A 24993-nucleotide genomic window follows, 5' to 3' on the forward strand; every position below is an offset into this window, starting at 1 on the left:
CTTGGTTTTTGTTCTAAGAAAAAGAGAAAACAAAACATTCCACGAGAAATAATTCAAATTGAATATACTAAAATATAGTGCATATTTTTTATGAGCAAAGGAATGTAAATAATGAGAAAACTCGTACTGTTCCTACATGCATCGCTTGACGGTTTTGTAGAAGGGCCAAATGGAGCAATGGACATTGGTTGGATTGCTTACGATGCCGATTTAGCAAACCATGCAAAAGAAATTTTGAGCACTGCCGATACGGTCATTTGGGGGCGTGCGACGTATCAAATGATGTACGATTATTGGTCAACTATGCTTTCAAATCCAGCAGCTTCAGAGCATGAGCGAAATCATGCCGAATGGATCGAAAAGACAGAGAAAATTGTTTTTTCTACAACTTTAGATAAAGTCGAGTGGAATAACTCCAGACTTGTGAAAGATCATGTTGAAGAAGAGATTCATAAGCTTAAACAGAAGCAGGGCAAGGATATGGTAATTCTGGGGAGTCCTCGGTTCGCTCACTACTTGATGCAACTTGGTTTAATTGATGAATATAAAATTACGGTTTCGCCCGTCTTAATTGGTAGTGGCTTGCCACTATTTCAAGGTATTGAGGAAAAGACCAATCTTAAACTCATTGAAAATAAAACTTTTGCTTCAGGTGCAATAGGTCTTCATTATCAAAAGATTGGCTGATTTTTTTCTATAGTATTTATATGGAAAAGACGAATTACAGAATGGAGCTGTAATTCGTCTTTTTAGATTTATTCAATGCTACTTAAACGCTTAACAACTGCTTCGGCAATTTCCTTACTCGACTGAGGGTTTTGTCCAGTAATAATTCTGTCGTCCGAAATCACATAAGACGTAAATGGAACAAATGCTTGTTTGTAGTTTGCTCTGCGTTCAATGAGTTCGTTTTGTAAAGAAAAAGGTACTTGAGATTTAATACCAGACAGTGTTTCTTCAATATTTGCAAAGCCTGTAACGGTTCTACCTGCAATTAACGATTTGCCATTTTCATCTTGTAGAGGCAATAAACCACCCACGCCGTGACATACTGCTGAAACTATTCCACCTTGGCGATAGATCTGTTCGCTAATGTTTTGCAAAGATTTATTGTTCGGGAAATCCCACATGGTGCCATGACCACCAGTATAGTAAATAGCTTTGTAATCTGATGGATTAATTGCACTAGGGGACAATGTGGTCTTTAACCGCTGCATAAATGCTGGGTTGGCTAAATGATCTCGCGCTGATTTGTCTAAATAAGTGGATTTTAGGCTACGTTCATCTAACGGAACTTCACCGCCGAGCGGGCTTACAAAATCCATTTCATAGCCAGCCGCTAAAGCAACATCATAAAAGTGAGTCAGTTCAGTAAGCCAAAGTCCTGTTTTATCCGAACGGGAAGGATAAGCCGAGTGATTGGTCATCACGACTAAAATTCTTCCGTTTGCTTTAGTAAGGCTTTGAGCTTTATCTGACTCTGCGGCATGTACCACATTTGAAGACAAAAGAATGCCAAAAATAATTGTTAACCAACGCTGAAAATTCCAAACTTTAAACATCACAGGTTCCTTATCAATCACCTGTAGTCAATCCTATGCTTAAAGCTCACTTTAAGGTCAATAGGTTTCTTAAAATTTTATGGTGCTTTTGCCTTGTCGTAATAGAGATTCATGAGTCTTTCCGCATTTTGTTCGCAAGTAATCTCATCTGGCTTGTTATTGATCGCATCAATCATGGTGTGTAAATTTTGTTTACTCACTTTTAGCTTTTGTTCTAAAAGTTCTATTTCCTGAATTTTGGATTCAAGTGTTTTAATTAGTTCATCATGATTCCAAGAGGCAACTTTTGATGGCAAAAAAGCTTTAATTTCTGCTAAAGAAAATCCAACTTGTTGAGCCTGTTGAATTAAAGAAAGTTGTTTTAAGTCGTTGTCACTATATTCACGGTAGCCATTCGATTTTCTTTTAGCTTTAGGCAAGAGTTTGATTTGTTCATAATAACGAATGGTAGGGGTCGTTAAACCGCTTAGTTTAGATAATTCGCTAATATTCATAGCCACTACTCTCTTGACATTAAAGTTAACTTTAGACTTATAGTGGTGTAAAAGCAAGGTTCATAACTTTACTAAGCACAAACTTTCAGTAACAGGTTTCTATGCTTTGATAAATTAATGAACAGAATTATAAATATGAAAAATGAGGTGAAAAGATGTCTAAACGCATATTACATGTCGTGACCAATGTTTCACGCTATAAAGATGTAGATGAACCCACAGGTCTATGGTTAGGCGAACTCACGCATGCCTATGATAAGTTCGAAGAAAAAGGTTATATCCAAGATATTGTGAGTCCAAATGGCGGCAAAACGCCAATTGAACCAAAATCACTGGGCGCTTTAGTTGCCGATAAATCTGTCAAAGCGAGAGAAGACGATCAAACGTTTATGACTTTGCTGGCCAACACTCATAAACCCTCAGATATTCATTGGCAAGATTATGACGCGATTTATTACACTGGCGGCCATGGGGTAATGTGGGATTTTCTAGATAACCCTGAACTACAAGAAATCACCAAAAATATTTATGAAAAGGGCGGCATTGTATCGAGCGTATGTCACGGCTATTGCGGCTTACTTAATGTAAGGCTTTCAAATGGTAAACGACTGATAGAAGGTAAAAAATTAACAGGTTATGCATGGAGTGAAGAAATCTTGGCAGGCGTGGCAAAAAAGGTACCTTATAATGCCGAAGAGTTAGCAAAAGAGTATGGTGCTGACTATAAAAAGGCTTTTGTTCCATTTGCACCCTATGTTGTTCAAGATGGCAATTTAATTACAGGTCAAAATCCTTTTTCTGCTAAAAAGACAGCTTTAGCGATTATAGAAGAGCTAGAAAAAGCATAGATTTTAATGATTCAAAACTAAACCCCAAAAGCAGTTCTCTACTTTTGGGTTTTTTTAAATAGACTTGTACTCACTAAAACAGATTGTTTTAAGGAACAATTACAAAATCAGGATTTGCTATCGCAAACACAGCATCACGGTCTGCCGCAGGTGGATAAATCCAGACAGTATTAATTTCTTGCTTAATTTTTTTGGCTTCTTCACGAACAAATTGAACCTGACGGTCCCAACCTTCGCTATAGAGAGCACCCCAAGGGCCTAAATCAAGACAAGTCACATACTTTGGCTGACTATAGGCATGCAACGGTAAATCAACCAATTCCGCCGCAGCATTGTAACCCGCCACACGGCCTAGGCTCATGGCGTGTTGACAAGACATCACATTAAAATTACCTAAATCATCGGTTGGAACTTTTACCGTATCACCGGTCACAAAAATATTTTTTGATTCAGGTGCATGTAAATAGGCATCACCTAAAATACGGCCTAAATTATCTTTTTCACCTGCAATTTGAGAGGTGAGTGAGTTAGCTCTCATGCCCGCAGTCCAAATGACGGTTTCTGCTTCAATTCTTTCACCATTAGAAAGTGTTACACCAGAAGCATCAAGTGCAGTAACGCGGACTCCAGCTATACCTTCAACACCCAACTCGTCGAGAGCTTCTCGAATTACAGCCGCAGCTTCATCACCCATAGCAGCACCAATTTGTGCAGATGAGTCGACTAACACCACACGAATATCAGTTTCGCCTAAAATGTGACGTAAACGTTCAGGCATTTCAGTCACTGTTTCTAGACCAGTAAGACCGCCACCAGCGACGACTACAGTATTACGAGCTGCATTTGAAGGTTTGTTAGCTAGGTTTTTAAGATGCAGGTCTAATTTTTCCGCATCTTCTAATGTGCTTACGCTAAACCCATATTCGGTAAGGCCCGGTATAGGCGGCATAAACGTCGTACTTCCAGTTGCCAGAATAAAACGGTCATAACTTAAGGTTTGCTTGCCGCCGTCGGTGGTTGAAACTTCAATTGTTTGTTGGTCGGCATCAATCTGATTTACCCAGCCAGCCACGTATTTAACGTCGACTACACTTAATAACTCTGAAATATCAGGGTTCATATTTTCAAGTACAGCTTCATAAAGCCGCGGTCGAATCCCAACATTCGGGCTAGGGGAAACCATAACCACTTCAATATTTTGTTCTTGGGATGCTAAGTGAATTGCTCGTTGTGCAGCAAGTGCAGCCCATAAACCAGCAAAACCAGAACCTGCAATAATAATACGCTTACTCATTTGATTATCCTTTTGATAGGTTTTCGGACAATACATTCCAGCTCATCACAAAATTTAGGGTGAGCGAATCCTTTCTCTGATTGTCCGAAAAATCTGAGAAGGCGTTTAAAAAAGGGTTAGGGGTGTTGTTACTCTAGGGGTGAGACCCTATAAGCTCATTAGTCGGGCATATCCCGTGATATTTTACTTTTTCGCATTTTTGCTGTTCTTCCTTCAATGCGTTCATTGATCCAGCCATTTACATCACTAAAAAATACGTCGGGTGCATAACGACCAAAACGGTCTGCAATATCGCCAAGTGTATGAGCACCTAAAGCATCTCGCATGGCCTTTTCGGCTTGCAGCATGACAGCATGCACGGCACATACACCATTGGTTGCCCAATCAGGTGGAGCATGATTAAAGACCGCACATTTTCCACGGACTTCTTGGCACTCAAAAAGCGGTTTTTCACCTTCGATCGCATTCACAATATCTAGAAAACTGATTTCATGAGCAGGCTTGGCCAGTAAATACCCACCACGAACACCTTCTTGTGCAACAACAAGGCCTGCCTTTTCAAGTTTAGGAAAAATCTTGGCCATAAAACTTGGAGAGACTCCTTGTAATTCGGCAAGATCCTTACTACTCAAAGGTTTATCTTCATTGTTCACAAGAAAAAGAAGACAGTGAATCGCATACTCGACGCTACTAGTGATATAAGCCATTTAATTTCATAATTGATCAATTACAAACACAGACTAATGTAGTCTGTGTTTTAAGTCAACAATAAAACTAAGACAAAGTTAGTCCTAGTTTTATTTGTGAATGATATAGATAGGAGGAATGGGAGATATATATCTGAATTTGAATACCTTTAAAGTAAAATTAGAGGCTATAAATAATTTAAAAATTATTGAAAAAACTTACGAACGCCACCAATAATTTTCAACATTTGGCTCGTTTAAGTTTAATACTTCACCCATTTGCGGCGTACTAATTGCTAATTCATTTTGTTTAGCCAAAGCGACAATTCGTTCAAACGGGTCGTCCCAAGCATGGAGCGCCAAGTCAAAAGTTCCGTTATGCACGGGTAACAAATGACGTCCTTTTAAATCGAGATGCGCTTGCAAGGTTTGCTCTGGTTGCATGTGAACATCTGGCCATTCTGGGTCATAAGCTCCGGTTTCTAGCATGGTCAGATCGAAGGGGCCATAACGATGTCCAATCTCTTTAAAACCATCGAAATATCCGGTATCTCCGCTAAAAAACACGCGTAGATCATTATCAATAATCACCCAAGATGCCCAAAGCGTTTCATTACTATCACCCATGCCACGACCAGAGAAGTGATGGGCAGGGGTCGCAACCAGTTCAAGACCATCGACATGGGTGGTGTCCCACCAGTCAAGTTGTTGAACTTTTTCTGCTGGAATTCCCCATTTAATGAGTGTGTCACCCACACCAAGCGGCGTTAAGAAATGTTCAACTTTGTCTTTAAGCTGCATGACTGCATGGTAGTCGAGATGGTCGTAGTGGTTATGCGACAAAATCACGCCTTTGATGGGCGGTAAGTCAGCAATGTTAATGGGTGGTTGGTGAAAACGTTTCGGCCCAATCCACTGAAAAGGCGAGGCGCGCTCTGAAAAAACAGGGTCAGTTAACCAAAACTCATTTCGCAATTTTAACAATATGGTCGAGTGCCCAAGACGAAATAGGGAGCGGTCAGGCGCACTCAAAAGTTGTTCTTTTGACAAACTCAAAACGGGAATGTCTCGGTTGGGCACAGTGTCTTTCGGTTTGTTAAATAGAAACTTCCACATCAACTGAAGTGTTTTACCAAAAGATGATTTGTGTAGGTTTGGGCGTGTATTTCTAAATTTGCCATCATGCTGTTGTGACGACATTAAGGGAGAAGGCAAGTCTGTTGTGTTTGAAATAGTCATCTTGTTTTTCCTTTAGTGGAATAAACCTATATGTGCAAATAAGAACTTTAAGAGTACTTATTAATATCTATATAAATGAGTATTTACTCACTCATTAATTGGTTCAAAAATAAGGACGCCGTGGGTCCTTACCTTTTATTTAAATTGAAACCGCATGCCAAAATGCTTCAAAGCCAGATTTGCGATAACGCTCGGTTTGAGAAGGGTCTTGGGCAATAAAATTCAGTGTGACTTCGGCAAGTGCCCCCAAAATTGAAGCAATAAATAACGGGGGGTAATCACGTAGTGTTCCGCCATTAATATGTTCTTGAATATTTTGGGTCAGATCACAAAAGGTTTGCATGCCAATTTGTTTGCTTTGCTCGGTAATTTGTTCAGAGGTTGAAAGCTGTGCCATTACTTTGCGTTTGAGTGGAGCTTCTAAACTCCAGTCCAAATAGCTTTGCCAAATATGGGACATTTGTGTTTGCAAATCGGAGTGATCAGGGTAATTGAGAATCATGACCTGACGTAGTTCAGCCTTTAGTGAAAGATAGAGCTGATTAAGCAACTCTTCTTTGCTACTAAAATAGGTAAATAAAGTGCCTTCTGCCACGCCAGCGACTTTAGCAATTTTTGAGGTAGACGCACGTTCGCCAAGCTCTGCCAATGTTTCAATAGCAGCACTTAAAATTGCATTACGTTTATCTTCACTACGAGGACGAGCCATACACAAATATATTAATTGAGTGATTACTCAATCATACATGAAAATAGATAGAGTGCAAGTGAAATAAAGAAGCCTTACATTAGCTTTTTCCCCATTCCCAGCAAAATATTTAATAGTAAAACTACCATACTAATTTTTATTATTTTTTGATTTTTCATCAGATAAATAAAAGGCAATTTACTAATCTAGATTATCTAAGATGTAGTTCTTTCTATGGTTATAAATATAATTAGTTATTTCACGAGTTAAGAAGAATTTTTTGTACAGCTTAAAGTAAATTTAGAAGAATTAATTATTCTTGAATCCACCTTAATAATTAGGTTAAATACAAACCAATAACATAGAAAACACATAACTTTACTTTTGTAATATCGATTTTAAAAAATTAGGAGAAATAGGGTATGAAGACATTTTTTATGTGGGTAGGTATTCTATTTACTATTATTTTTGTATTAGCCCTTATTGTTGGAGGGAACAGTTCAAAAGTATCATCAACTTCCTCAAATAATGTTAGTGAATCAGCAAAGCAAGAAGCCATTGCTGCCGCAAGTGAAGCAGTTGAAGCTGCAGAAGAGGCACAGGCAGCAGTTGATGCAGCGAATAAAGCTGAAAATCAAAATACGCCAGTTGTGGTCACCTCTAATTTGACTAATCAACAACGCAATGCTGTTAGAGCTGCTGAGCAATATCTTGATCTGATGGGTTTTTCTCGTAAAGGCTTAATTGACCAATTATCTTCAAGCGCTGGCGATGGTTTTAGCTATGCAGATGCCGAAGCTGCGGTCGATAGCATGGATGTAGATTGGAATCAGGAAGCAGTACAAGCAGCACAACAATATATAGAACTAACAGGTTTTTCTTGTAGTGGCCTTATTGACCAACTTTCGTCCAGTGCTGGTGATAGATTTACTGAGCAACAGGCTCGATATGGGGCGCAGCAAGTAGGAGCATGTTCTTAATCATTATAACTTTCCGCTATGGCTTTAATATTAATAGCCTAGCGGATTTCTTTATTCTGAATATAAAACCTTTAAATAATTATTCAGAACCAATAATTTTATTAAGCTTACATTTAAGATATTCCTTAAATATGTAATTAAATGAAAAACAATAATTAATTAAATATTTTCTAGCCAATTTCACATTGACACCATAATTTTTGAAGATTACCATTTGCGGGCTGGCCTACATTGCCAGTCGGTTTTGACGGACCGATGATCGACCACATCAGATTATTCCTTCTGAGGAATAGTTTCATGTGTGCACCTCGTTCCCTCCCGTAGCGGTAGGACGGGAGTGGGACACTTTCGAGTGTGCTGGATGTCGAACCCAGTCCGTCAACCCACTTCCGTTCTGCCACCATAATTTATAATGCTTTGGCAGAACTCCCAATAAAAAGGAGTTGGCTTTGCACACTAATCATTTCTTGGCAGTCTTTGCCAAAGTCTATAACGACACAACTTAAACTTTTAAAACAGTTTGATCGCCTCTAGGCTTATCAGGCTTTAAATCGTCACGACTAAAAAACTTGCATCAACAATAAAACTTGAGATGTGCCAAGCACAGTCTTTACGGCTTTGCTATGCCTTTTTTTCTCCCAAGAAAGGGCAGCGGATTTCATATCTCATTTATATACAACAAAAATTTATTTTATAACGGTAAAACTATGCCACATTCAAATCTCCCATTTCGTGCTTTAAGCGTACTTCATTCTGCAAGATATCTTTTTAATAAACACGGCTTTCACAATGTCGGGATAGACCGAATTATTGAAGCAGCAAAAATCCCAAAAGCCACGTTTTATAATTATTTTCACTCAAAAGAACGCCTCATTGAAATGAGTCTGACCTTTCAAAAAGATGGTTTAAAAGAAGAAGTACTTTCAATTATTTATGTTCAAAAAGACTTAACGCTAGTTGAAAAACTTAGGAAAATATACTTTTTGCATGCCGATTTAGAAGGGCTTTATCATTTGCCGTTTAAAGCTATTTTTGAAATTGCGAAAACACATCCAAAGGCGTATCAGGTCGTCATTGACTATCGAAATTGGTTGATCAAGGAAATTCATAATCTGCTTTTAACGTCCAATACAAATACTTCAAAACCCGATGCCCACATGTTTTTGTTTGTGATTGATGGAGCAATGGTTCAGCTTTTAGACCCGAGTAAACCAGATGAACGGGAGAGGTTGCTTGAGTATTTTTTATTGGGGTTGGGGTGAGAGAAAAGCATTTTAATTTGTAAAATCTAAAATGAAATTTGTTTGATCAAGTAGTCAATGTAATTTATATTTTTAGGAAATTCAAATAACTGCATCTTTATTAGCCATATATTTTTATCTTCAATCATAAAATTTACAATGAAAGAAAATGTCACATGAAGGAGGTAGCTTTATAATGATAAGTATGTGAATTTAAAAATGAATCATATTAAAGAATGGACAATTAATATGGCTAATCAAAAAAGTGATCAACACCGGCAACAAGAGAGTGATCAAGATCGCCAAAATAAACAGCAAGATCAACAATTCGAGCAAAACCAACAGGATCAACAACAGCAACAAAACCACCAATACCAACACCATATACCAAATCAACAGCGACAACAAAACGTGAAAGATCAGAAAGATATACAGCGGCAAAAAGATCAGCAAAACTGATAAAACTATCGCAAATGTATAAAAAACCTCAATATCTCATTGAGGTTTTTTTTATACGTATTTAAGTCTATTTCTTGTAGCAGAAAGCATCCTATAAATATCATGATTTTTTATTTAAGGAATATTTTTGTCCTCATTGGCATAGTCATTTAAAAATACCAATGAAGAAATAGACTAGAAATTACTTTTGATTTTATAAAGCTACTACGAATGGTCGAGTCATTAAGATCTTTAATGATTTGACCATTCGTAGTGTTTTTTATTTAAATAAATGCTCAAAGTTCAGCAATATTATTTAAAACAACTTTACCTTTTGATCGGCCCGTATTTACATATTGAAGTGCTTCTTTAATTTGAGCAAAGTCATAGGTTTGGTCAACTACGGGTTTAATCTTTCCAGCTTCTACCAATTCGGAAATTTTTGAGAGCTGTGGACCACTCGGTTGCATAAATAAAAATGAATAAGTAATGCCACGTTTTTTTGCTTTATTTCGAATTGACCAGCTTAACAGTGGGATAACACATTTTAGAAACCAGTTCGGATTAATTGCTTCTGCAAAAGCTTGGTCGGGTGGGCCTGAAATACTAATAAGACGCCCACCACGTTTAAGTACATTGAGTGATTTCTCTAAGGTTTTCCCACCTTGTGTATCTAAAACTACGTCATAGTCTTTAAGCTCTTGCTCAAAGTCCGTTGTTTTATAGTCAACAATGATGTCGGCACCCAACTCTCTAACCCAACGAGTGTTTTTGCCACTGGTTGTGGTTGCAACAATAGCACCTAATGACTTGGCAAGTTGAATTGCAATTGAACCCACACCGCCTGAACCTGCGTGAATCAGTACTTTTTGTCCAGTTTTCACTTTTGCAATTTCAACTAGTGCTTGCCATGAAGTTAAGGCAACTAAAGGTAGAGCTGCTGCCTGTTCCATCGAAATATTTTGCGGTTTAAGCGCCAGCGAAGACTGCTGAACGACCGTATATTCGGCAAAAGCGCCGTTCAGATCGGTCTTGGCATACACTTCGTCTCCAGCTTTAAACTCGGTAACGTTCGATCCAACTTCTACCACTGTGCCTGCAAAATCATTGCCTAAAATAAAAGGAAATGGTACTGGCAGAATTGCCTTAAATTCACCTTCTAAAATTCTTAAGTCGAGAGGGTTAATACTTGCTGCATGTACCTTAACAAGGACAGCATCTTCGGTTAGAGATGGTTTGGGTTGTTCATTGATTTGTACATCATCAATCTTGCCATAACGGCTTATGTAGGCTGCTTTCATTTTAAACCTCTATTTTTTGAAATTTGTTTTTAATGTTTTATAAGCTTAAGTTTGCTCTAAACTTTTAAGCTGCGCTGAATTAATTTGTCAAAGATCTTTGCTGGTGCAAATCGTCTTAACGCTTTTAAGTTTTTTGCAGTTTTACCTGCTGTGTAGCGAGGTACGACATGTTGACTTTGAATCACATCTAAAATTGTATTGGCAACCACACTTGGGTCATCTGACTTATTAATTGAATTAATCATTTGTCGATGTAACTTTTTGCGTGCTTCATCATAAAAAGCAACTTTATTGTCGGCTTCAAGTAAATTCATTCCTAAAGAAGTCTTGGTATAAGCGGGTTCAATAAGAGATACACGAATGCCCTGAGACCTTAATTCATGGTCTAAAGATTCAGAATAACCTTCAAGCGCATGTTTTGACGCAGAATAAAGTGCGCTAAAAGGCATCGGCACAAGTCCAAGAATTGAACTGACATTTAAGATCAGTCCTGAACGGTTTTCACGCATATGTGGAATTACTGAACGTGTCATCCGAACAGCGCCGAAGAAGTTGGTATCAAAAATAGCCTGTGCTTGTTGCATTGAGCTTTCTTCGGCACCAGCAGGCGATATTGCAAACCCTGCATTGTTAACTAAGACATCAATTCGGCCTTCGTTTGCTATTACTTTTTCAATGGCTTGAGCAACTGAGTCTTCTTGATTTACATCTAACTCAATAAGGTGAAATTTATGCTTAGAGGGATTTTTTGCTTGTCGACTTGTGCCATAAACAATAAATCCTGCTTCCTGTAAAAGCTCTGCCGTCGCCAACCCAATACCCGAAGATGCGCCTGTAATGAGAACTACTTTGCTGGTCATATCATGTTCCTTACTTAAACTTTGTCGCCTGAACGAATGAATTCCGGCTTGATTTTTTCATCATAATCTAAAAATAAAATAGTTACTACTAAAAAGATAGTGACAATCTAATTTTACCTATGTATAGTTGGTATTAAATCGATACTTACTCTGTTTTTTATCTTTTCTCCCTTTGAAAGATCACTCATAAAAAACAGATAAATCAGATCAATGAATTAAATTTGAGGATCAGAGAAATGAAGTTTTTATTAAATACAGTTGCTATGGGTTTGACAGCGGTATCTATTTTTAGTGCTCCCTTAACTCAGGCAGAGGTTGTGCCATCGGTTTCTTTTAATGAAGCATCTATTCAGGCACATAAAGTGTCATCAAGTGCTATTAACAATCCGCAAGCAGGGCAAAACGCTCAGCAAGATACAAATTGGAAGAATGTACCCACTCAATTTATTAGTGCAGGTGGCGTTAACTTCGCTTACCGAGAATATGGTCAACAAAATGGTGGAACACCTGTCATTTTCTTAAATCACTTGGCAGCTGTTCTAGATAACTGGGACCCACGAATTATTGATGGAATTGCTGCTAAACATCATGTGGTGGTGTTTGATAATCGTGGTGTTGGTGCTTCTACAGGTAAACCAGCCCAGTCGATTGAGCAGATGGCAGATGATGCGATTGCTTTCATTCAGGCAAAAGGATTTAAGCAAGTTGATTTATTTGGCTTCTCGATGGGCGGCATGATTTCACAAGAGATTGTTTTGAAGCAGCCGAATTTGGTTCGAAAAATGATTTTGTCGGGAACTGGCCCTGCGGGTGGTACAGGCATTAGTACCGTAGGGCGAATTTCTAATTGGGATTTAGTCCGTGGAATGGCTACTGGTCAAGACCCTAAAGTTTATCTTTTCTTCACGCGTACAGAAAATGGTAAAGCTGCGGCAAAACAGTTTATTCAACGCATTAATGAACGTACTGAAAACCGTGACAAAGAAATCACCATGTCAGCCTATCGTGCCCAACTTAAAGCACTCAAAAAATGGGGAAATAAAGAGTCTGCTGACCTTTCTGTAATTCAACAACCTGTATTGGTTGCCAATGGCGATCATGACCGAATGGTGCCAACAGTAAATACTTACGATTTAGCAAAGCGCTTACCGAATAGCTCACTTGTTATCTATCCAGATGCAGGTCATGGGGGAATATTTCAGTTTCATGATGATTTTGTAAAACAATCTCTCACGTTTTTAGCTAAATAAAAATTAGCTTAATCAGAAACTTAAATTTAGGATAAAGATAATGACTACTATTACTCACCAAACAGCAGAGACCCAATTCATTGAAGTAGATGGAGCAAATTTTGCCTACCGTCGATGGGGAAATGAAAATACAGAGCAACCACCGTTATTCTTTCTCCAGCATTTCCGAGGCGGATTAGACAATTGGGACCCAATCATTACCAATGGTTTGGCAGAAGGGCGTGAAGTCATTTTGTTTAACGGGCGAGGTATTGCTTCATCTACAGGCCAGCCTCGTACTCGCATTGAGGATATGGCAGACGACGCGGCAGCAGTCATTCGTGCACTAGGCTTAAAGCAAGTTGACCTGTTAGGCTTTTCACTTGGTGGGTTTCAGGCACAAGACTTGGTACGCCGTCATCCTGAACTCGTAAGAAAGCTGATGCTTTTAGGTACAGGGCCAAGAGGCGGTAAACCACGCGGTGACGACCCCGAAGTAGCTGCGTTGGTATTGAAACATGCAACAACTGCTGTGCCATCTGAAGAAGACTTTCTCTTTTTATTCTTTGGCCGATCTGAAGCTGCGATTCAAGCGGGCCATGAATTTTGGCAACGTCGACATGAACGCAAAGATCAAGATGCAGCAAGTTCAGTTGAAGTCATGCAGGCACAGATAGAAGCCAATATGCATTTTTTACCTCAACTTGATGAACAAGATCCTTTTGCGCATTTACGTGAGATTAAACAACCTACTTTCATTTTAAATGGTGTAGATGATGTGATGATTCCGACCATCAATGCATATCACATGGTACTCAACATTCCAAACGCGCAGCTATTCATCTATCCAGATGCAGGACATGGTGCTCAATTTCAATACCCTGAACGCTTTGTAAAGCATGCAATACAGTTCTTAGATGAATAAATGCATGAGTTTGATCTAGTCAATTTGATGAATCAAGAAGATAAAAATGATGAAATTTAAATTATTGCTGTGGATGCTCACCAAGCTCATGCAGCGTGCGGTAAAAAAGAACCCGAAATGTGCGGCCTATGTGAATGACAAAAATGTCACCTTTCAGATTCAAACTGCAAATGGTGAAGGGCGCTATTTCGAAGTGAAAAACGGCAAGATTAACTCTTACTCAGGGCTAACCAAGTCACCCAGTTTTATTTTTACATTTAAAACGGGTAGCAAGGGGTTCGCCGTATTGTCTGCTAAAGATAGCGTGAATACGTTTTTAACGGCACTTAAAACACAAGACCTTGTGATTAGCGGAAATTTTGTGGATGTGATGTGGTTTCAAAGTTTAGTGGACTTTATTCAACCTCATTCAAAACCATCTTTAACTGTGTGAGATAAGACCATGACTCAACTGCAATTAAAAACCAATCTTTTGAATCAGCCTTTAACGTTGCCAAATGGCTTCAGCATTCCAAACCGACTAGCGAAGGCTTCAACCAGTGAAACCTTAGCCACCTATTCAAATAATCCAACCGAAAAACATGTTCGGTTATATCAGCGTTGGGCTGCATCAGGAATTGGGATGATCATCAGTGGCAACATTATGATTGACCGACGTGCCTTGGGGGAGGCTGGGAATGTGGTGGTTGAGGATGAGCGTGATTTTGCGATTTTACAAAAATGGGCAAAATCCGTGACCGATCAAGGTTCTCAATTGTGGGCACAGTTAAATCATCCGGGAAAACAATCAACGAAAGGATTAAATGTACGTAATATTTCTGCATCGGCAGTGCCGTTCGGGCCAGAAATGCAATCTTTATTTGCGACGCCTGAGGAAGCCACAGATGCAGAGATTATAGATATTATTCAGCGTTTTGGTCGTAGTGCTGCCATATGTCAAAAGGCTGGATTTAGTGGCGTCGAGATTCATGCTGCACATGGTTATCTCATTAACCAGTTTTTGTCGCCTTTGCATAATTTAAGAAACGATGAGTGGGGCGGTACGCCTGAAAAACGCCGTCGTTTTTTAATGGAAGTTTATACAGAAATTCGAAAACAAGTCGGTAAAGAGTTTCCAATTGCAATTAAGCTTAACTCTGCAGACTTTCAAAAAGGTGGTTTTACAGAGCAAGACTCTTTAGAAACGATCAAGGCTTTAGCGGATGCAGGGATCGACCTGATTGAAATATCGGGCGGGACGTATGAATCAGGAGTAGCCAAAGCACCACAAAAAGCATCGACCATTGCACGTGAAGCTTTCTTTATTGATTTCGCAGAAAAAGTAAGAACACTCGTAAAAACACCGCTGATGGTCACAGGTGGTTTTCGGACCGTAGAAGGTATGAATCAAGCTTTACAGTCTCAAGCGTGTGATGTCATTGGGATTGCAAGAATTATGGCAATTGAACCTGATGTACCTAAATATTTGCTAGCGGGCAAAAATGGTCTTCGGTCGGTGCATCCCATCAAAACAGGCATTAAGAAGGTTGATAGTCTAGGCGTTATGGAAGTACTTTGGTACACCCAACAATTAAAACGCATAGGTCAAGGTAGAGAGCCAAAACCTTATGAAAGTGGTTTATGGGCATTTATTAAATCTGTTTTACGTAATGGTTGGGGAACTTATGCAACCCAACGTAGCCGAGCAAAGTAGCTGACTTACTTTAAATAGGCACAATAAAAAGCACTCCAATTGAGTGCTTTTTATTTGAAATCTTATTCGGTTTTTTGGCGAATAGGGCGAGTACCAATTTCAGCACCAGTGATTTGATCAATCACAATCGGTTTAATTTCAGTGCCTTGTTCTGCGTCAAGAAAAGTCACCATTTTTTCGGGCTGTTCATAAGGTTTATATTTTCGGCCCCATGCGCCAATCACAAATAAAGCAGGTAAAAAATCTTTACCGGCTTCAGTTAATAGGTACTCTTCACGCGGCGGATGTTCAGAGTATTGTCTTTTTTCGAGTAAGCCTTCCTCCACTAAAACAGACAAACGTTTAGTTAGCATGGTTGGTGCAATACCTAAGCTTTTACGAAACTGATCAAAACGTGTAAAACCCGCATGAGCATCACGTAAAATCAACATACTCCATGCATCACCTAGAACAGAAAGACTTCTAGCGATTGGGCAGACTTCAAGATTGCTATTTTTACTCATATCGAATTAATAAACTTAATAGTAACTACTAAAATAATACTAACATAAAGTGGTGAGTGAAACCAGTTTGAATGTTTAATATACGATAATACTTTTATTTCCCGAGTCAATTTTGAACGATGTCTGCACTCGGCTGATTTTCTAATAATTTGGATAAATTATTTTCAAGCCAAGTCGTTAAATCAAATAGTCGTTCGGAAGCCTCTCGTCCAAAGTCTGTTAATTGATAATCTACACGAGGTGGTATTTCTGCATAATCCTGACGCACGATAAAACCATCTTGCTCAAGCGTTTTTAAGGTTTGTGCCAACATCTTTTCACTAATGCCATCAATTAGTTTTTTTAACTCATTAAAGCGCAAACGTTGATCTCGAAGTGCCACTAAAATCAAGACACTCCAACGGCTAGTGAGTGTTAACAAAATTTTCCGAGAGGGACAATCTGCTGAAAAAACGTATCCTTTCATCGCGCACCACCTTAATTACAAAACTTTACATTTGTTTCTAAACTTACTTTTAGGTAAGTACTTACTTTTAGTAAGTTAAGGTACTACGATGATTGAAAGATATCAACTACATCAGATGGAGATCATCATGCGTATTGCAGTTACTGGTGCATCAGGTCAACTCGGCCAATTCGTTATTTCTCAATTACTCGAACGTACTGAGGCAAAAAATATTGTGGCATTAGTTCGCAATCCAGAAAAAGCATCAGAATTAAGCTCAAAAGGGATCGAAGTTCGCGCTTTTGATTATGTTCAAGATGCAGATAAACTTTCGGCTCAATTGGCTGGTATTGATAAGCTTTTATTAATCTCATCAAATGAAATCGGTCAACGTACAGTACAACACCAAAATGTGATTAATGCGGCAAAACTTGCACAGGTAAAATTTATTGTTTACACGAGTTTATTAAACGCAGATACATCACCGCTTCTATTAGCACAAGAACATGTAGAGACTGAACAATATTTAAAAACATCGAATATTTCACATACATTATTACGTAATAACTGGTACAGCGAAAACTATGCGATGGGACTTGCCCAAGCAGTTGAGCATGGCAAAATTTTCGGGGCAACGCATCACGGTAAAATTGCTTCTGCTTCACGCTTAGATTATGCGATTGCTGCCGCTGTAGTATTAACTCAAGAAGGGCATGAAAATAAAGTTTATGAACTAGCAGGTGATACGAGCTATACCCTTGATGACGTTGCAAAATGGACAAGTGAAATCAGTAAAAAAGAAGTCATTTACCAAGACTTACCAGAAGAAGAATATAAAGCGCTTTTGGTACAATTGGGTATACCAGAAGGCTTTGCCAATATTTTGGCAGATTCAGATGAAGGCGTATCTAAAGGTGGCTTGTATAGTGAAAGTAAAGACCTGCACCAGTTAATTGGTCGTGCCACTACAACTATGCAAGAGACGATTAAAGAATTTTTATCTTAAATCGACGCTATATACCTAAAAAATAAAAAGGCTTAAATCGTTCTGATTTAGGCCTTTGTATATTTTAATAAATACAACTTTCATAAAGTCGGGGTAGACCAAGTTATTGAGTCAGTAAATAACAACCAAATCAAATGCTTTAAAGCAAGATGCACACGGGTGTTTTTGATAGTTTAGTTTTTATATTTCTTTCTTTCGAAATTGGATTGGCGTTATTCCAGTCCATTTCTTAAATGCCCGTGTGAAATTAGTCGGCTGTATATAGCCCAGATAAACAGCTATCTCTTGTATTTCCATATCACTATTAAGTAATAAGTTTTCAGCCTCTTTTTGTTGTACTTCTTCCAACAGTTGCAGATATGAAGAACCGACTTGGTTTAAGTGACGTCTCAGTGTCCGACTAGACATATTTAAGCGATCGGCAATTTCATCAAAAGTGGGGTAGCCCACTTGGGGTTTTAAGTTTAACTCTGCTTTTACGGTCAGGCATATATCTTTAATTTGTTCGGAAAAGCGGAGTTGTTCAGCTTCACATTGTGCTAGAGCTTGTTTGAAAGCAATTGGATCTGCCATTTTAATAGGTAAGTCTAGAAGCTGTTTTTTATATCGAATTTGATTAGTCGTTTGATTAAAATGAATAGTAGGCAATAAATGTTGATAAGCTTTGTGGTAGCTAGGTTCTGACCAGTCCACCCATAACTCAATATCAGCGAAATGATGCTCTATCAAAAATTGACTAGCTTGAATCACGCCAATCATCAAACATTCGTAAAAAAATCGTCTCAGCATTTCTACTTGTACGAGTTGATTGCTGACAACGGGGTGAGTTTCTTTAATTTCAATAATAAAAAAGTCATGATCGTCTAGTAGAGTCATCCCATAATCTTTTAATCGCATATTAAAAAATTGTGTTGAAACCTCAATAGCCTGTCGTAAATTGGGGCTGCTCATTAAGGCATATCCCATTGACCCATGTGCAGTTAAACGCAGTTTTATTCCATATTCATATCCCAAGCCTGAATCTTTTGACAGTATTAAGCTTTCCCATGCCTGTTTAGACCATTGCATAGGGGTAATTCGGGCATCTAATTGATCTAAAAGCGTTAAGGGAATTTTACTTTTTTTCAAAATCTCAACGGCGGAAAACCCTTTGTCTACCATGATTTCTAATAATAAATGAGCATAAGAAATAGGAATGCTGGCCTTAGATAGCCCATAGGGATCCTTCATATTGTTTTTTATTGTGGCCGAAAATGATTATCAGTATGTCTGATCTACATCTCACGCTCAAGTCAAAACTTCGGAATAATCAATTTATTCTATTTTGAGCAAGAATTATGAGCCTACCTATTCCACTAGCCTCAGCTCGCGTTGTGATTACAGGGGCTTCATCTGGTATTGGAGAAGAGTTAGCAAAGCAGTTTGCTTTACGAGGTTATTCCTTAGTTTTAGTTGCTCGCCGTGTCGAAAAATTAGAAGCGCTGGCTGAAAAGTTAAAAGCTCAATATCAAATATCCGTAGATTTATATCCATGTGACTTAGGAGATAGAGAAGCTAGAGCTAAATTTCGTCATTATTTAGCAGGTATTGAGGTTTCAATTCTTTGTAATAACGCAGGTTTTGCGACTTTTGGACGCCTTCAAGAGTTAGATGCAGACCGAGAGCGCGAAGAGGTTGAAGTCAATAGTGTGGCAATTCACGACCTGACTTTAGCTGTGTTACCCCAAATGCTCAAACGAAAATCCGGAGCCATACTTATTGTCGGTTCTACTTCTGGACATCAACCCACTCCGGCAAATGCCACATATGCGGCAACTAAAGCATTTGCAAACTCATTTGCAGAATCCTTACATAGCGAGCTAACAGGTACAGGCGTGACTTGTACTTTACTTGCTCCGGGGCCTACTAAAACAGGTTTTAATGAAGTTGCTGGTATTAGCAAAATTGATGGAGTTGGTGGAAATTTCGTTTGGGTAACGGCTGAAAGAGTTGCCAAAGAAGCGATTCAAGGTATGGATTGCAATCGTCGTATCGTGATTCCCGGTTTTATTGCACAGGCTCAAACTTTTGGGGGACGTTATACCCCGCGCATCATTTTGCTTCCCATTCTGAAACAAGTATTTTCGAGATTAAAATCATGAGACAACTCATCAATGATTTAAGTGTTCCAGTGGGCTTGGCCAATCTTGGAAATAAGCTGTATCACAATGCTCAGTACTTGACGGCTGTTGTTGAAATTGATGAAAAAATCATGGCTCGCTGGTTACCGTCTGGAATGAAGTTGGCGGAACCTGCAAGAGCTGATTTGTTCTGTGCTTATTTCCCAGAAAATGTCTATACGGGTGCTTACCATGAAGCGGGTTTATTCGTTCATATTAAGGTAGGCAATAAAACAGGAATCTTTTGTCCTTGGATGATTTTAGACGATGATCGCGCCATGATTATTGGACGTGAGTTGCTAGGCTATCCTAAAAAGATTGGGGAGATCAGTTGGGAAAATGACGGCAAAAGTATTGTTAGCAATGCCTCACGCCGCGGTACAACACTCATTGAAATGGAAGCCAAGCTTGGTGAAGTCATTCTTGATGCACCTCCAATTTTAGGACTGCCACACCGTAATATCACAGGCGGTTTAGGGCTTGGTCTACCACGTGAGGTTCGATTTACCCCTAAAGAACATCCACTTGAAGTTCGTCGTGTAGAAATGAACCTACGTTTTACGGGTACTGAAAATGATCCTTTACATAATATGGGACTAGGTAAAGTCATTGAAGCAAGATTGCATCGAGTTGATTTATCGGGTGGGTTAATTCCGCCAATTCAAATACCTCGTCTACGTACACCATTATTTTTATTACGCCAATTTAATCCTCGCGTTTTATAACTGGAGAATAAAGATGAATGCGTTCTTTAAGTCAAAACAAACACAAGATTTTTCTAAAATTTCGGCTTCAATTGATATTCCTGTAAGAACAATGGATTTTAATTTTTCAGATGAAATTCCTGAGTTCTGGTTTAATAACAATGCCTTACTCACAATGTTATTGACTGCATTATCGAGCGCATTTCCAGATGGTGAACGTCAATTTATTCATAGTGTACGTAATTATCAGGCAAAAATTGAAGATCCTGTTCTACTTAAACAAGTCCGTGCTTTTATTGGTCAAGAAGCACATCACGGTAAAGAACACGACGCGCTCAATGCGGTCATGCTGAAAAAGGGCTATCCGGTAGACCGAATTTATAAGCGCTTTAAAAAGATGAATCGCTTAATGCAAGAGCAACTCTCTACAGCTCATCAGCTTGCATGCACCGTATGTATGGAACACCTCACAGCAATTCTAGCTGACTATTTTATTAGTACCGCGCCCCAAGATTTAGAATTATTTAATGCCCATGTAAGAAAAATTTGGGCATGGCATGCGATTGAGGAAACAGAACATAAAGCTGTAGCTTTTGATGTATATCAGTCTTTGGTCAATAGACCTTATTTCTTGCGATGGGTGATGATAGAAACCACGCTTTCTTTTCTTATCATTACCACCAGAGGAACAGCAGAACTGTTACGAGCTTCTGGAAAACAACGAGATTTAAAAGAACTTTATGAAGGTTTTCGTTATTTGTTTGGAGAACAAGGTCTAGTCAGACGTATTGGTAAAAATTATCGCGATTTTTTCTCCGCAGATTTTCATCCTTGGCAGCATGACAATCGGGACATGATGAACTTATTAAAAAAGCAATATTTCAATGAAGAGCTGTTGAAGTAATCAAAAGTTGATGTTTATGCAGCACCTACAGAACAAACAATTTTAGGAATAATTACCATGGCACAATCTACATTTACAAATTCTTCGCTACAGCAACCATTAAAATTGGCATGTGGCATAACCATACCAAACCGTATTGCAAAGTCGGCCATGAGTGAACAATTGGCAGATCGACACGGTTCACCCACCACAGACTTACAGCAACTTTATGCAACATGGGCGAGGGGTGGAACTGGGTTGTTAGTTACGGGCAATGTAATGATTGACCATCGTGCCTTTGTTGAGCCACGAAATGTCGTTTTGCAAAATGAGCAATTTTTACAAGCACATAAGTTATGGGCTCAGGCTGCCCAAGCCAATGGCAGCAAAATCATTATGCAAATTAACCATCCGGGTCGTGTTGCGGTTTTACCACTTTTGAAAAAGCCGATCGCACCATCCGCAGTCGGGCTTGATTTACCTGCCATGAATATTATTCGTGTTCCGCGGGCGATGACTGAAGCCGATATTTTAGAGCAAATTAAGCGCTTTGCCACAACTGCTGAACTGGCTGTTAAAGCAGGGTTTGATGGCGTACAGGTTCATGCTGCACATGGTTATTTACTCTCGCAATTTTTGTCACCGCTCTCAAATGTTCGGACCGATCAATGGGGAGGAAGTCCTGAAAACCGACAACGTATGTTGATTGAAACTGTGCGAGCGGTTCGCCAAGCGATTGGCAAACATAAAATATTAAGCGTAAAACTCAACTCTGCCGATTTTCAAAAAGGCGGCTTAAGTCAGGAAGAATCTTTAAAAATTGCATTAGCTTTAGAAGCAGAAGGGATCGACTTATTAGAGATTTCCGGCGGCAATTATGAATCTCCTGCCCAGTTAGGCTATGCGCCTGAGCGTTCTGCTCAGCGTGATGCATATTTTATTGACTATGCCACTGCACTTCGTAAGCAAAGCAAATTGCCCCTGATGTTAACAGGCGGACTGCGTGATGTAGATTTTATGAATCACATTATTGCCAATGGTACGGTTGATATGGTGGGGTTGGCTCGGCCTTTTGCAATACAGCCCGATTTAGCCAAACAACTACTAGCCGGAAAATCAGTATTAAAACCAGCAAAAATTCCAGCGATTGGATATAAACCAGTAGATGCTTATTTGCAACTCGGTTGGCATGCAGCGCAATTTCGCCGTATTAGCAGTGGGCAACAACCGAAAGCAATTAAAGGATTAATCCATACATTGATTGCCTTTGGTCCACGTATGGGCTTTAACATTTTGACTCAGGATTAGTGGTAAACGCTTTTGATATAAGGAGTTGTTATCATGAATAGTTTAATCAGACAAAACCATGTCATTGTTCCGCGGCGCCCTGTATTTAATTTTACTGAAACACCAAGGCATTGGATTTATGATGATCCAATCGTTTCACAAATATTAAATTCAATTAACCCGATTACACCTGCACCAGAACGTTGGTTTTGTCAGACTTTTAGAGATGCATTGCCTTATATTAAAGATGAAAAACTTAAAGAGGCAGCTATTGCTTTCATTAAACAAGAGGGTGCTCATAGTTATGGGCACACTCTAGGAACTCGGCACATAGAGGCTTTAGGGATTGATTTAAGTCGTTATACCAAGATGATGAATTGGATATTTAATGACATGATTGGTCCCAAACCATTAGGCTATGAATTGAAGCGCCCACGCTTAAAGTCGATGTGGTTGACGACCCGATTAGCAATGGTGGCTGCTGCCGAGCATCTGACTGGAGTGTTAGGAGATTGGGTTCTTAATGCTGAGGGATTACAACAAGCACCTGTAGATGTAGAAATGTTGCGTCTATTGCAATGGCACGGGGCCGAAGAGGTTGAGCACCGTGAAGTAGCCCATGCGATGTTTAGATACTTCAGCAATAGCAATCTACTTCGAGTGGGGGCGGCAGTTTTCACGTTCCCTCTATTTATTGTTTTGGCTTATGTTGCTGTCGAAAATCTAGTAGAACAAGACGCTCAATTACCGCATCGTTTTCGTTTTAAAGATTATTTCCGAGCAGCTCGACAAGACCGTGTGCCTAAAGCTGACAATATAATAGGTGCCTGTTTACGTTACTTTAATCCCAATTATAGTCCTTTAAATGAAGGATCAACTGAGCAAGCATTGGCATTTTTAAATGATGGCAATTACAAGCAGGCCACTTAAATGACCGTTGTAAAAGTAAATTGTTAAGCCATTATTTAAGGTTTTTCTTAATTGTGTAATTTAATGAAAAACAATAATTAATTAAATAATTTCTAGCCAATTTCACATTGACACCTTAAATATTGCAGATTACCATTTGCGGGCTGGCCTACATTGCCAGTCGGTTTTGACGGACCGTTATTTGAACCACATCAGGACTATTTCTTCTGAGGAATAGTTTTGTATGCACACCTCGTTCCCTCCCGTAGCGGTAGGACGGGAGTGGGACACTTTCGAGTGTGCTGGAGTTCAAACCAGTCCGTCAACCTGCTTCCGTTCTGCCACCATAATTTATAATGTTTCGGCAGAACTCCAAGTTTAAAGGAGTCGGCTTTGCACATTCATAAATTATTGGTAGTCATTGTCAAAATCTATCTTGATACAACTTAAATCACTTTAAAACAGTTTGATGAGCTATTGGCTTTTCAGGCTTTAATTCGTCACGTCTAAAAACTTAGCAACAATAAAACTTGAGATGTGCCAAGCACAGTCTTTACGGCTTTGCTGTGCCTTTTTTTCTCCCAGAAAGGGTAATGGCTTTTATCTCTCATTTAGAAACAACAAGAATTTATAACGGTAAAAATATGCCAACTTTAGAAACATCTTCCAAAAAATTACAGGTTATTCATACCGCAATAGAGCTATTCAATATCTATGGATTTCACAATACAGGCGTAGACCTGATTGCCAAAAAATCTAAAATTCCTAAAGCCACTTTTTACAACTACTTTCACTCAAAAGAACGCCTGATTGAAACGTGCGTATCCTTTCAAAAAAGCCGACTGAAAGAAGAGGTGCTAGCAATTATCTACTCAAGCCGTTACCGAACCTCAAGCGATAAACTTAAAGAGATTATTGTTTTACATGTCAATTTTAATAGTCTGTACTATCTATTGCTTAAAGCCATTTTTGAAATTAAACAGATTTACCCGCAGGCCTACCGTATGGTAATTGAGTATAGAAAATGGCTGCTTCACGAGATTTTTGATCTGGTTTTTAGTTTAGAAAACTGTCCACTAAAACCCGATGCCAACATGGTTTTAAATCTTATTGATGGTTTGATGTTCCAGATTTTAAGCTCAAACAGTTTGGATGAACGGGATGTGGTGGTGGAGAGGTTTTTTGGGTAATATTTGATAATGCATAATTCTAAAGTTTACTAACTAAAGGTAAAATAATGAGGGGGATTTTAATGCAAGATGTTAGGACAGGCTTATTAATACTTGAAAATAAAGAACTCGAAAATATTGCTGAAGTCTATTCTTTGGAACAAATTAGAGAAATACTTATTTTTGCTCTAACTGATAGTACTTCTGAATATTGGACAATATTAGCTTTAAACCTATTGAGTAAAAAAAACGAGTATATTTCTGATGAAATAATCTTAATACTTAAAGAAATAGCAGGCATGCCAAAAAAATATACACAAAAAACTAGACATGAGGCATTAAAAATATTTAAAAAACAACTTGTAAATATTAATTCTTGAGCCTATATGAATTGATTTTTCAAAGAATATAGTAGTTAATTTAACATAGGAATGGCTATGTGCTTTCTAA

At 38.8% G+C, this 24993-nt stretch carries 28 protein-coding genes; 17 read left to right on the forward strand and 11 right to left on the reverse strand.

Annotation, left to right across the window (positions count from 1 at the left end):
- The first annotated feature begins 111 nt into the window (after positions 1-111).
- On the forward strand, positions 112-687 hold the full coding sequence (locus ACB088_RS05825) for a dihydrofolate reductase family protein (protein ID WP_375038279.1): 576 nt from the start codon (positions 112-114) through the stop codon (positions 685-687).
- A gap of 68 nt (positions 688-755) precedes the next feature.
- Here ACB088_RS05825 and ACB088_RS05830 read toward each other — a convergent pair whose 3' ends face one another.
- Both ACB088_RS05830 and ACB088_RS05835 read right to left on the reverse strand, forming a co-directional pair.
- Positions 756-1562, reverse strand: coding sequence for a type 1 glutamine amidotransferase domain-containing protein (locus ACB088_RS05830; RefSeq protein WP_375038280.1), 807 nt, complete (start codon positions 1560-1562; stop codon positions 756-758).
- 77 nt (positions 1563-1639) lie between these two features.
- Positions 1640-2056, reverse strand: a complete 417-nt coding sequence (locus tag ACB088_RS05835) for a MerR family transcriptional regulator (protein WP_092706038.1) — start codon at positions 2054-2056, stop codon at positions 1640-1642.
- A 155-nt stretch (positions 2057-2211) separates the two neighbouring features.
- Here ACB088_RS05835 and ACB088_RS05840 point away from each other — a divergent pair, with 155 nt between their 5' ends.
- Positions 2212-2904 (forward strand): type 1 glutamine amidotransferase domain-containing protein, encoded by a 693-nt coding sequence (locus tag ACB088_RS05840; RefSeq protein WP_092706036.1) that lies wholly within the window; start codon positions 2212-2214, stop codon positions 2902-2904.
- Between the two features lie 88 nt (positions 2905-2992).
- On the opposite strand, the gene ACB088_RS05845 is transcribed toward ACB088_RS05840, so the two are convergent.
- From ACB088_RS05845 to ACB088_RS05860, 4 genes are all read right to left on the reverse strand, one after another.
- Positions 2993-4198: an NAD(P)/FAD-dependent oxidoreductase gene (locus ACB088_RS05845; protein ID WP_375038281.1), complete on the reverse strand. Its 1206-nt coding sequence runs from the start codon at positions 4196-4198 to the stop codon at positions 2993-2995.
- 158 nt (positions 4199-4356) lie between these two features.
- Complete coding sequence (locus ACB088_RS05850; RefSeq protein ID WP_209733722.1) at positions 4357-4905, reverse strand: Rrf2 family transcriptional regulator; 549 nt, start codon at positions 4903-4905, stop codon at positions 4357-4359.
- 198 nt (positions 4906-5103) lie between these two features.
- Entirely contained in the window at positions 5104-6123 is a 1020-nt protein-coding gene (locus tag ACB088_RS05855; RefSeq protein WP_375038282.1) for an MBL fold metallo-hydrolase, read from the reverse strand.
- A 139-nt stretch (positions 6124-6262) separates the two neighbouring features.
- A complete protein-coding gene (locus ACB088_RS05860; protein ID WP_035360958.1) occupies positions 6263-6832 on the reverse strand; it encodes a TetR/AcrR family transcriptional regulator in 570 nt (189 codons plus the stop codon).
- Between the two features lie 401 nt (positions 6833-7233).
- On the opposite strand from ACB088_RS05860, the gene ACB088_RS05865 reads away from it, so the two are divergent.
- The 3 genes from ACB088_RS05865 to ACB088_RS05875 all read left to right on the forward strand — a co-directional run bounded on the left by ACB088_RS05865 (position 7234) and on the right by ACB088_RS05875 (position 9491).
- Positions 7234-7791 carry an Ltp family lipoprotein gene (locus tag ACB088_RS05865; RefSeq protein WP_004642965.1) on the forward strand — a complete coding sequence of 186 codons (558 nt, stop codon included), beginning with the start codon at positions 7234-7236 and terminating at the stop codon, positions 7789-7791.
- 707 nt (positions 7792-8498) lie between these two features.
- Positions 8499-9053: a TetR/AcrR family transcriptional regulator gene (locus ACB088_RS05870; protein WP_375038283.1), complete on the forward strand. Its 555-nt coding sequence runs from the start codon at positions 8499-8501 to the stop codon at positions 9051-9053.
- A gap of 228 nt (positions 9054-9281) precedes the next feature.
- Entirely contained in the window at positions 9282-9491 is a 210-nt protein-coding gene (locus tag ACB088_RS05875) for a hypothetical protein (protein WP_151744914.1), read from the forward strand.
- 275 nt (positions 9492-9766) lie between these two features.
- On the opposite strand, the gene ACB088_RS05880 is transcribed toward ACB088_RS05875, so the two are convergent.
- Together ACB088_RS05880 and ACB088_RS05885 are read right to left on the reverse strand one after the other, a co-directional pair.
- Positions 9767-10771, reverse strand: a complete 1005-nt coding sequence (locus ACB088_RS05880) for an NADP-dependent oxidoreductase (protein ID WP_375038284.1) — start codon at positions 10769-10771, stop codon at positions 9767-9769.
- A 56-nt stretch (positions 10772-10827) separates the two neighbouring features.
- A complete protein-coding gene (locus tag ACB088_RS05885) occupies positions 10828-11631 on the reverse strand; it encodes an oxidoreductase (RefSeq protein ID WP_375038285.1) in 804 nt (267 codons plus the stop codon).
- Between the two features lie 236 nt (positions 11632-11867).
- Here ACB088_RS05885 and ACB088_RS05890 point away from each other — a divergent pair, with 236 nt between their 5' ends.
- From ACB088_RS05890 to ACB088_RS05905, 4 genes are read left to right on the forward strand one after another with little or no spacing between them, the layout of a single operon-like run.
- On the forward strand, positions 11868-12881 hold the full coding sequence (locus tag ACB088_RS05890; RefSeq protein WP_375038286.1) for an alpha/beta fold hydrolase: 1014 nt from the start codon (positions 11868-11870) through the stop codon (positions 12879-12881).
- A 40-nt stretch (positions 12882-12921) separates the two neighbouring features.
- Positions 12922-13785: an alpha/beta fold hydrolase gene (locus tag ACB088_RS05895; protein WP_375038287.1), complete on the forward strand. Its 864-nt coding sequence runs from the start codon at positions 12922-12924 to the stop codon at positions 13783-13785.
- A gap of 46 nt (positions 13786-13831) precedes the next feature.
- Complete coding sequence (locus ACB088_RS05900) at positions 13832-14218, forward strand: helicase (protein WP_092706004.1); 387 nt, start codon at positions 13832-13834, stop codon at positions 14216-14218.
- A 9-nt stretch (positions 14219-14227) separates the two neighbouring features.
- On the forward strand, positions 14228-15478 hold the full coding sequence (locus tag ACB088_RS05905; protein ID WP_375038288.1) for an NADH:flavin oxidoreductase/NADH oxidase family protein: 1251 nt from the start codon (positions 14228-14230) through the stop codon (positions 15476-15478).
- Positions 15479-15540: 62 nt separating this feature from the next.
- Here the strand turns inward: ACB088_RS05905 and ACB088_RS05910 are convergent, their stop codons facing one another.
- Both ACB088_RS05910 and ACB088_RS05915 read right to left on the reverse strand, forming a co-directional pair.
- The gene (locus ACB088_RS05910; protein ID WP_375038289.1) at positions 15541-15981 is read right to left on the reverse strand and encodes a winged helix-turn-helix transcriptional regulator; all 441 of its coding nucleotides are present in this window, start codon (positions 15979-15981) and stop codon (positions 15541-15543) included.
- Between the two features lie 106 nt (positions 15982-16087).
- Complete coding sequence (locus ACB088_RS05915) at positions 16088-16447, reverse strand: helix-turn-helix domain-containing protein (RefSeq protein ID WP_092705997.1); 360 nt, start codon at positions 16445-16447, stop codon at positions 16088-16090.
- Between the two features lie 127 nt (positions 16448-16574).
- Between ACB088_RS05915 and ACB088_RS05920 the strand changes: the two genes are divergently transcribed.
- Positions 16575-17432 carry an SDR family oxidoreductase gene (locus tag ACB088_RS05920; RefSeq protein WP_375038290.1) on the forward strand — a complete coding sequence of 286 codons (858 nt, stop codon included), beginning with the start codon at positions 16575-16577 and terminating at the stop codon, positions 17430-17432.
- A 180-nt stretch (positions 17433-17612) separates the two neighbouring features.
- Here ACB088_RS05920 and ACB088_RS05925 read toward each other — a convergent pair whose 3' ends face one another.
- A complete protein-coding gene (locus tag ACB088_RS05925) occupies positions 17613-18662 on the reverse strand; it encodes an AraC family transcriptional regulator ligand-binding domain-containing protein (protein WP_375038291.1) in 1050 nt (349 codons plus the stop codon).
- 107 nt (positions 18663-18769) lie between these two features.
- Here ACB088_RS05925 and ACB088_RS05930 point away from each other — a divergent pair, with 107 nt between their 5' ends.
- From ACB088_RS05930 to ACB088_RS05960, 7 genes are all read left to right on the forward strand, one after another.
- Entirely contained in the window at positions 18770-19573 is an 804-nt protein-coding gene (locus tag ACB088_RS05930; RefSeq protein ID WP_375038292.1) for an SDR family NAD(P)-dependent oxidoreductase, read from the forward strand.
- On the forward strand, positions 19570-20316 hold the full coding sequence (locus ACB088_RS05935; protein WP_375038293.1) for an acetoacetate decarboxylase family protein: 747 nt from the start codon (positions 19570-19572) through the stop codon (positions 20314-20316). Before ACB088_RS05930 ends, ACB088_RS05935 begins: the two co-directional genes overlap by 4 nt.
- 13 nt (positions 20317-20329) lie before the next feature.
- A complete protein-coding gene (locus ACB088_RS05940) occupies positions 20330-21199 on the forward strand; it encodes a metal-dependent hydrolase (RefSeq protein ID WP_375038294.1) in 870 nt (289 codons plus the stop codon).
- 57 nt (positions 21200-21256) lie between these two features.
- Complete coding sequence (locus tag ACB088_RS05945; RefSeq protein ID WP_375038295.1) at positions 21257-22486, forward strand: NADH:flavin oxidoreductase/NADH oxidase family protein; 1230 nt, start codon at positions 21257-21259, stop codon at positions 22484-22486.
- A gap of 33 nt (positions 22487-22519) precedes the next feature.
- The gene (locus ACB088_RS05950; protein ID WP_375038296.1) at positions 22520-23395 is read left to right on the forward strand and encodes a metal-dependent hydrolase; all 876 of its coding nucleotides are present in this window, start codon (positions 22520-22522) and stop codon (positions 23393-23395) included.
- 623 nt (positions 23396-24018) lie between these two features.
- Entirely contained in the window at positions 24019-24564 is a 546-nt protein-coding gene (locus ACB088_RS05955) for a TetR/AcrR family transcriptional regulator (protein WP_375038783.1), read from the forward strand.
- Between the two features lie 62 nt (positions 24565-24626).
- On the forward strand, positions 24627-24923 hold the full coding sequence (locus ACB088_RS05960) for a hypothetical protein (RefSeq protein ID WP_375038297.1): 297 nt from the start codon (positions 24627-24629) through the stop codon (positions 24921-24923).
- Positions 24924-24993 lie beyond the last annotated feature (70 nt).

This window comes from Acinetobacter sp. RW6, from assembly GCF_041956835.1.
In the GTDB taxonomy this organism is placed as follows: Bacteria; Pseudomonadota; Gammaproteobacteria; order Pseudomonadales; family Moraxellaceae; genus Acinetobacter; species Acinetobacter calcoaceticus.